Raw genomic sequence first — 6924 nt, forward strand, 5'->3', positions numbered from 1 at the left:
GACCCGGCGGCAGGCGTGCCGGCCGGACGCCGCCCCCGGCCGGCCTCATCGCGATCCCTTCCCCTGGAGGCATCATGAACCCCGTCAGCACCCCCTCCCCGGCGGTGAGTACGTCGCTGCTGGAGGACTTCTCCCTGGAGATGACCGGCAAGGACGTGCCCAAGCTGGAGGAGGCCGCCGGCCTCGTCCCGCAGGGCACCCGGATCAACGTCACCTTCCTCGGCAACGAGAACCTGCCGATGCGCCTGGACGCGGCCCGGGCGGTCAAACGCCTCGGCTTCGTCCCCGTACCGCACATCTCGGCCCGCCGCCTCGGCTCCCGGGCGGACTTCGAGCAGTTCCTCGCCGGACTGCGGGGCGACGGCACCGGCAACGACGTCTTCACCGTCGGCGGCGACCCGGCCCGGCCCGAGGGCCCGTACGGGGACTCCCTCTCGCTGATCGAGTCGGAGCTGCTGCAGGAGTACGGCGTGCGGCACGTCGGCATCAGCGGCTACCCGGAGGGCCACCCCGCCATCGGCGGGGACGCGCTCTGGTCGGCGCTGCGGGACAAGAACGCCGCCCTCGCCGCCCGGGGACTGGACGGCAGCGTCATCACGCAGTTCGGCTTCGACGTCGACCCGGTCCTCGCCTGGATCGAACAGGTCCGCGCCCACGGCATCACCCTGCCGGTCCGCATCGGAGTGCCCGGCCCGGCGGGTGTGCGGCGGCTGATGTCGTACGCCGCCCGGTTCGGCGTCGGCACCAGCGCCTCCATCGCCAAGAAGTACGGCCTCTCCCTCACCAACCTCATGGGTACGGCCGGCCCGGACAGGTTCCTGCACGCCCTCGCGGAGGGCTACGACCGGGAACGGCACGGCGAAGTGAAGATCCACTTCTATACGTTCGGCGGCCTGAAGGCCACCTCCGAATGGATCGCCCGGTTCAGGAAGGAAGGCCGCGCATGACGGTCACCCAGACCGCACCCACCGCCGCCGCCAAGAAGAACAAGGGAGCCGGCCACCAGGCGTCGCTGATCGTCCAGGGCGCCGACGCCACCGGCATCGTCGCGGCCGTCACCTCGGTGCTGAGCGACCACGGCGCGAACATCGTCTCGCTCGACCAGTACTCCGACGACCCCCAGGGCGGCTCCTTCTTCCAGCGCACCGTCTTCGGCCTGGACGGCCTCAGGGCCGCACTGCCCGCGGTGCGCGCCGGCCTCGACACGGCGCTGGTGGAGAAGTACGGCCTGTCGTACACGCTGCGGGACATGTCGGTGCCGAAGCGGATGGCGATCTTCGCCTCCAAGTCGGACCACTGCCTGCTCGACCTGCTCTGGCGCCACCGGCAGGGCCAACTCCCCGTCAGCATCCCGATGGTGGTCTCCAACCACCCCGATCTGGCCGAGGAGGTACGCGGCTTCGGCATCCCGTTCTTCCACGTGCCGTCCATGGGCGCCGACAAGCCGGCCGCCGAGGCCGAGCACCTCAGGCTGCTGAAGGACAACGTCGACTTCGTCGTCCTGGCCCGCTACATGCAGATCCTCTCCGGTGACTTCATCGAGCGGATCGGCGTGCCGATCATCAACATCCACCACTCCTTCCTGCCCGCCTTCATCGGCGCCGGCCCCTACGCCAAGGCCAAGGAGCGGGGCGTGAAGCTGGTCGGCGCCACCGCCCACTACGTCACCGAGGACCTGGACGAGGGCCCGATCATCGAGCAGGACGTCGTCCGCGTCAGCCACGCCGACACCGCCGCCGACCTCACCCGCCGGGGCGCCGACGTCGAACGCGCGGTGCTCTCCCGCGCGGTGCTGTGGCACGCCGAGGACCGGGTCGTCCGCGACGGCAACCACACCATCGTCTTCGCCTGAGCCACCGGCTCAGTGCCCCCCACCCCGACGGGGAAGCCGCCCGGACCAGGGACAGGTGGTCTTGTCACGCGCCGGAACAGGCCGAACAGACCGAACAGACCGAACAGGCCACCGGGGCGGCGGACGCGGCGGACACCGCACGGACCACTCCGGTCATCTCGCCGCCCCGGTCCCCGACGTCGGGCACCACGGTCGCGCGGGGCCGCGCCTCGCACGCAGTCCTCTTCACGGGGTGGATCGTCCATCGACACGGAAAGCGGTTCGCCACCATGACCACCATGATCGACGGCACCCGGATCGCCCGGAACATCCGGGCCCGGGTCGCCGAACGGGTCACCCAGGTCGCGCGGTCCGGGCGGGTGCCGGGACTGGCGACCATCCTGGTCGGCGACGACCCGGCCAGTGCCGTGTACGTCGCCGCCAAACGCCGTGCCATCCGCGAGGCGGGCATGCACGACATCCACCGCCGACTGCCCCAGCACGCCACGCAGTCGGAGGTCGCCGCGGTCGTCGACGAACTGGCCGCCGACCCGGCCGTCTCCGGCATCCTGCTGCAACTGCCGTTGCCGGCGCAGCTCGACGCCGCCCCGCTGATCGACCGCATCCCCGTCACCAAGGACGTCGACGGCCTGACCACCGCCAGCGCCGGCCGCCTCTCCCGCGACGAGCGGGGACTGCGCCCCTGTACACCCAGTGGTGTCATCGAACTCCTCGATGCCGAAGGGATCGAACTGAAAGGGACGTGCGTCGCCGTCGTCGGCTGGGGAGCACTCGTCGGCCGTCCCCTGGCCCAGCTCCTGCTGCGCCGGGGGGCTACGGTGACGGTCGCGCACGAGTTCACCGTCGACCTCGCCGCCGTCACCCGTCCCGCCGACGTCGTCGTGGTCGCCACCGGCGTCCGCGGCCTCATCGGCCCCGAACACATCAAGTCCGGGGCCACTGTCGTCGACGTCGGCATCCACCGCACCCCCGACGGCCTGACCGGCGACGTCCGCGCCGCGGAACTCGACGGCGTCGCCGGCCGCATCACCCCCGTGCCCGGCGGGGTGGGCCCGATGACCATCGCCATGCTCCTGGTCAACACCCTCCGGGCCGCCGAGTGGACCGACGAGCGCGAGTCCGTCCCCGCGTAGCAGCGGCGGGGCGGACCCGCGCGTGACGCCCAGTGGCGCGGGAAACGCCACGCCCACGCCCCGCCGGATCCCGTCCGTTCTCCGTGCCGAGGAAGGCGCCGGAGATGAAGTCCTTCTCTCCCTCGGCCCGGTTCCCCGGCCGCCTCGCCACTGGTCTGCTCGACGTCACCGACGGCCCGGAGGCTCTCGACCTTTCGGGCTTCCGGGCCGTCGTGGCCGACTTCGAGGACGGCTGACCTGCGCACGTTTCCGCGACGCCGGTCCGCTCCCGAGACGTCGTGACAGCGGGTGAAGACGGCTTCTTCACTCAAGACCTGCCAACGCGGTGGCTGATGCCGCCCAAGCGGCCGGAAAGGCCCTGGTGAAGCAGCGCCCGGCCGGAAGCGACTGCCCCTCGGAAGGCTGGAGGCAGCGTCGGTCACGGTGTCTTGACGCCAGGGCCGGCCGGCGAGGAGGTCCGGCCGCCGCACACGGCCGGCCCGGTGATCCTCGCGGAACAGGTCTGCGCTGACGGTCGTGCCCCTGCCTTCTCCTCACCTTGGTGCGACCCGGGTAGCCCCGGACGGGAGGACGGCAACCGCACACGTGTGCCGCTCAACTCCGCGGGCGGGCGAGCCGTCCGCTTCGACGAGGGCGAGACGAACACCGGGGAGCGGGTGTCCCTCACAGATGCAGGAGCTGCCGCGTCACGGCTGTGGCGGTGTTGAGTGGTGCGAGGCTGCGATGGATCTTGGCCATGACGCTCGCGCCGAGCCACATGTCGTAGAGCGCCTGAGCCGTTTCACCCGGGTCACCGTCGACCGTGATCGATCCGTCCTCCACACCGCTGGCAAGGATGCGCTCGATGCGCTCGACGATCGCGCTGGTGCCTTCCTTCAGTGCCAGCCGCATCGACTCCGACAGGTCGGCCACTTCGGCGCCGAGTTTCACCGCAAGGCACTTGCCCTGGCAGTCGTCGAGACTCTGCGTCTCCCGCCACTGCTGCCAGTAGGCCATCAGCCGCTCGACGGCCGGCCGGTCCGGCTGTCCGACGATGCGGTCCATGTCCGAGAGGTATTCGTCGAAGTAATCCTTCAAGAGAGCTTCGCCGAAAGCATCCTTTGAGGCGAAGTAGTGGTAAAAGGAACCCTTTGGGACGCCTGCTTCCGCGAGAACCTCGTTGATGCCGACAGCGGAGTAGCTCTTGTGGGCCATGATGCGCCGGGCGACGCCGAGGATGTTCGCACGGGTGTCGGTTTTGTGCGTGGCTACGGGCATGGCGGAATGATATCACTCGATTAGACTAGTCGTCTATGGTGGAGTACGTCCGCAGCCGCCGGCCGTGCCCGCGCCACCGGGGCCCGTCTTGGACGGCGATGCGGTCAGGGACTCGGCGGATCCGGTGACCGGGGCCGAGGAAGACGGGTCAGGAAATTCCGTGTGTCGGCCCACCGGGCCCTCCGCACCGGTTCGAATCCGGACGGACGTGGGGTCGGCCGGCAGAAGGGCTGCCGCCGCGGCGACGGCACGGCCCCTGCGACGTCGAGCCGGTGCTTGATGGCCGCGGCCGGCGGCTGTCGTGCGCGGCTCTGGTTGCTTCGATGGCACGGGCGCGAAGACGGGGCTCAACGCCGGCTGTGAGGGAAAAAGCTCCTTCCGGCTCAGCGGCGAGCCGGCGGGCCGGTTCGCATGGGTCAGGGTGAGCCCGCCGGGGACCGTGCCCGTCGGTAGGCCCGACTGCTCAGTGGCCTGCTCGACTGACAGGTCCGGCACGTTGTGCGGCGACGACAGAGCTCCACCGTCCGCAGGGCCGGAGCCCCACGGACGGCGCACGCCGGTGCCGGCCGGTGATGCGCGCTGCCCGCTGCCGATGGGGCCGTGGACTCCCGGCGGGACCAGGACGGGCAGCGCCGCGAGCGACGCGGTCGCGGTCCCGAACGCCCATGGCGCCGTCGGCAGGACCGCGGTGAGGAAGACTCGGCTGGTCAGCACTGCCCCCCCAGCCCGCGGTCCGCCATGCCGCGGTGGGCGGGGGACGCGGTGCCCCGACCGCCGGCCTCGGGAGTACTCCACAGCGACGCGACGTGCAGGATCGTCGCCCCGGACGAGCAGCGGTTCAAGGCCGCACGCGCCCATGCGCACGCGGCCGGGATCAAGTGCTCCCACGCCGCCCAAGCCACCTCCGCGCAACCCTCGGGACATCCGCACCGATCACGCCCCACCGCCTTCGGCCGTCGGTGAGGTGATCGGCGGGTCCGTCGGAACGGGCAGGCACGATTGACGAATGAGTAGACCGGTCGTATAGTTCTGGGTGTCGGAGCGAAACACACGTTGGAGGTTGGACGTCATGGGGCGTATCAAGGTCGGCACGGAGAACAGCACGGACATCGAGCTGCACTACGAGGACAAGGGGACCGGTCAGCCGGTGGTGCTGATCCACGGCTACCCGCTGGACGGGAACTCGTGGGAGGGGCAGACGTCGGCCCTGCTGGACGCGGGCTTCCGGGTGATCACGTACGACCGGCGGGGCTTCGGCAAGTCCAGCCAGCCCTCGACGGGGTACGACTACGACACCTTCGCCGCCGACCTGAACACCGTGCTGGAGACACTGGACCTGCGGGAGACGGTGCTGGTCGGATTCTCGATGGGCACGGGTGAGGTGGCCCGCTACCTGTCGACGTACGGTTCGGCGCGTGTGGCCAAGGCGGCGTTCCTGGCCTCGCTGGAGCCGTTCCTGGAGATCACCGACGACAACCCCGACGGCGCGGCGCCGGCCTCCTTCTTCCAGGGTGTCTCGGAGGCGGTGAAGAAGGACCGGTACGCCTTCTTCACCGGCTTCTACAACGACTTCTTCAACCTCGACGAGAACCTGGGCACCCGCGTCAGCGAAGAAGCGGTCCGCAACGCCTGGAACGTCGCCGCCGGATCGGGCGCGATCGCCTCGGCCGCCGCCCCGCTCACCTGGCCCACCGACTTCCGCGCCGACATCCCCAAGATCGACGTCCCGGCTCTGATCGTCCACGGCACCGCAGACCGCACCCTGCCCGTCGACGCCACCGGCCGGCGCTTCGCCAAGGCCCTGCCCACCGCCCAGTACACCGAGATCGACGGCGCACCCCACGGACTCCTCACCACCCACACCGCCGAGGTCAACGAAGCCCTGCTGGCCTTCCTCGCCCGGTGACCCGTATCCCCGCCCGTCCGGCCCACTGATCCACAGGAGTAGTCATCATGAAGGTCCTCGTCGTCCTCACCTCGCACGACCAGCTCGGTGACACCGGTCGCACGACCGGGTTCTGGCTGGAGGAACTCGCCGCGCCGTACTACCGGTTCAAGGAGGCCGGCTGGGAGATCACCCTCGCCTCCCCGAAGGGCGGCCGACCGCCCCTGGACCCCAAGAGCAACGAGGCCGCCAACCAGACCGACCAGACCCGCCGCTTCGAGGCCGACGCGGAAGCGACCGCAGCGCTGGCGACCACCGTGCGCCTGGACTCGGTCAACGCCCAGGACTACGACACCGTCTTCTACCCCGGCGGCCACGGCCCGCTGTGGGACCTGGCCGAGGACGCCACCTCCGCCCGCCTGATCGAGACGACCCTGCGTTCCGGCAAGCCCGTCACCCTGGTCTGCCACGCCCCCGGCGTCCTGCGCCACACCGTCAACGAGGACGGCACCCCACTGGTCCAGGGCCGCAAGGTCACCGGCTTCACCAACTCCGAGGAGGAAGGGGTCCAGCTCACCGATGTCGTCCCCTTCCTCGTCGAGGACGAACTCATCAAGCTCGGCGGCAACTACTCCAAGATCGGCGACTGGCAGCCCTACGTCGTCCAGGACGGCCTGCTCATCACCGGCCAGAACCCCGCCTCCTCCGGCCCGGCAGCCGACGCCCTCATCACCTTCACCACGGCTCGGGCCGGATCCGCCGGTGAGGAGAGCCTGTCCGCCTCCACGTGAAAGATC

The 6924-nt window shown here is 70.5% G+C and carries 7 protein-coding genes; 6 read left to right on the forward strand and 1 reads right to left on the reverse strand.

Annotated features, from left to right (window positions below; genetic code table 11):
• Nucleotides 1-74: 74 nt before the first annotated feature.
• The 4 genes from ACVV2G_RS29990 (at nt 75) to ACVV2G_RS30005 (ending at nt 3221) form a co-directional block, all read left to right on the forward strand.
• Nucleotides 75-947: a methylenetetrahydrofolate reductase gene (locus ACVV2G_RS29990; protein WP_453845923.1), complete on the forward strand. Its 873-nt coding sequence runs from the start codon at nt 75-77 to the stop codon at nt 945-947.
• Entirely contained in the window at nt 944-1852 is a 909-nt protein-coding gene (purU, locus tag ACVV2G_RS29995) for a formyltetrahydrofolate deformylase (RefSeq protein ID WP_453845924.1), read from the forward strand. The genes ACVV2G_RS29990 and purU overlap by 4 nt, the downstream gene beginning before the upstream one ends.
• A gap of 269 nt (nt 1853-2121) precedes the next feature.
• Nucleotides 2122-2985, forward strand: a complete 864-nt coding sequence (locus ACVV2G_RS30000; RefSeq protein WP_453845925.1) for a bifunctional 5,10-methylenetetrahydrofolate dehydrogenase/5,10-methenyltetrahydrofolate cyclohydrolase — start codon at nt 2122-2124, stop codon at nt 2983-2985.
• A gap of 104 nt (nt 2986-3089) precedes the next feature.
• Nucleotides 3090-3221 carry a hypothetical protein gene (locus ACVV2G_RS30005; protein WP_453845926.1) on the forward strand — a complete coding sequence of 44 codons (132 nt, stop codon included), beginning with the start codon at nt 3090-3092 and terminating at the stop codon, nt 3219-3221.
• A gap of 427 nt (nt 3222-3648) precedes the next feature.
• On the opposite strand, the gene ACVV2G_RS30010 is transcribed toward ACVV2G_RS30005, so the two are convergent.
• Nucleotides 3649-4242 (reverse strand): TetR/AcrR family transcriptional regulator, encoded by a 594-nt coding sequence (locus tag ACVV2G_RS30010; protein ID WP_453845927.1) that lies wholly within the window; start codon nt 4240-4242, stop codon nt 3649-3651.
• A 1069-nt stretch (nt 4243-5311) separates the two neighbouring features.
• Here ACVV2G_RS30010 and ACVV2G_RS30015 point away from each other — a divergent pair.
• Nucleotides 5312-6148, forward strand: a complete 837-nt coding sequence (locus ACVV2G_RS30015; protein WP_453845928.1) for an alpha/beta fold hydrolase — start codon at nt 5312-5314, stop codon at nt 6146-6148.
• A 47-nt stretch (nt 6149-6195) separates the two neighbouring features.
• Nucleotides 6196-6918 carry a type 1 glutamine amidotransferase domain-containing protein gene (locus tag ACVV2G_RS30020; RefSeq protein ID WP_453842372.1) on the forward strand — a complete coding sequence of 241 codons (723 nt, stop codon included), beginning with the start codon at nt 6196-6198 and terminating at the stop codon, nt 6916-6918.
• The last annotated feature ends 6 nt before the right edge of the window (nt 6919-6924 follow it).

The organism is Streptomyces sp. JK94 (assembly GCF_053613315.1).

Excerpts from the sequence above, each read along its gene's own strand:
- ACVV2G_RS30000 (WP_453845925.1), top strand. The coding sequence starts at position 2,122 with ATGACCACCATGATCGACGGCACCCGGATCGCCCGGAACATCCGGGCC.
- purU (WP_453845924.1), top strand. The coding sequence starts at position 944 with ATGACGGTCACCCAGACCGCACCCACCGCCGCCGCCAAGAAGAACAAG.
- ACVV2G_RS30005 (WP_453845926.1), top strand. The coding sequence starts at position 3,090 with ATGAAGTCCTTCTCTCCCTCGGCCCGGTTCCCCGGCCGCCTCGCCACT.
- ACVV2G_RS30020 (WP_453842372.1), top strand. The coding sequence starts at position 6,196 with ATGAAGGTCCTCGTCGTCCTCACCTCGCACGACCAGCTCGGTGACACC.
- ACVV2G_RS29990 (WP_453845923.1), top strand. The coding sequence starts at position 75 with ATGAACCCCGTCAGCACCCCCTCCCCGGCGGTGAGTACGTCGCTGCTG.
- ACVV2G_RS30010 (WP_453845927.1), bottom strand. The coding sequence starts at position 4,242 with ATGCCCGTAGCCACGCACAAAACCGACACCCGTGCGAACATCCTCGGC.
- ACVV2G_RS30015 (WP_453845928.1), top strand. The coding sequence starts at position 5,312 with ATGGGGCGTATCAAGGTCGGCACGGAGAACAGCACGGACATCGAGCTG.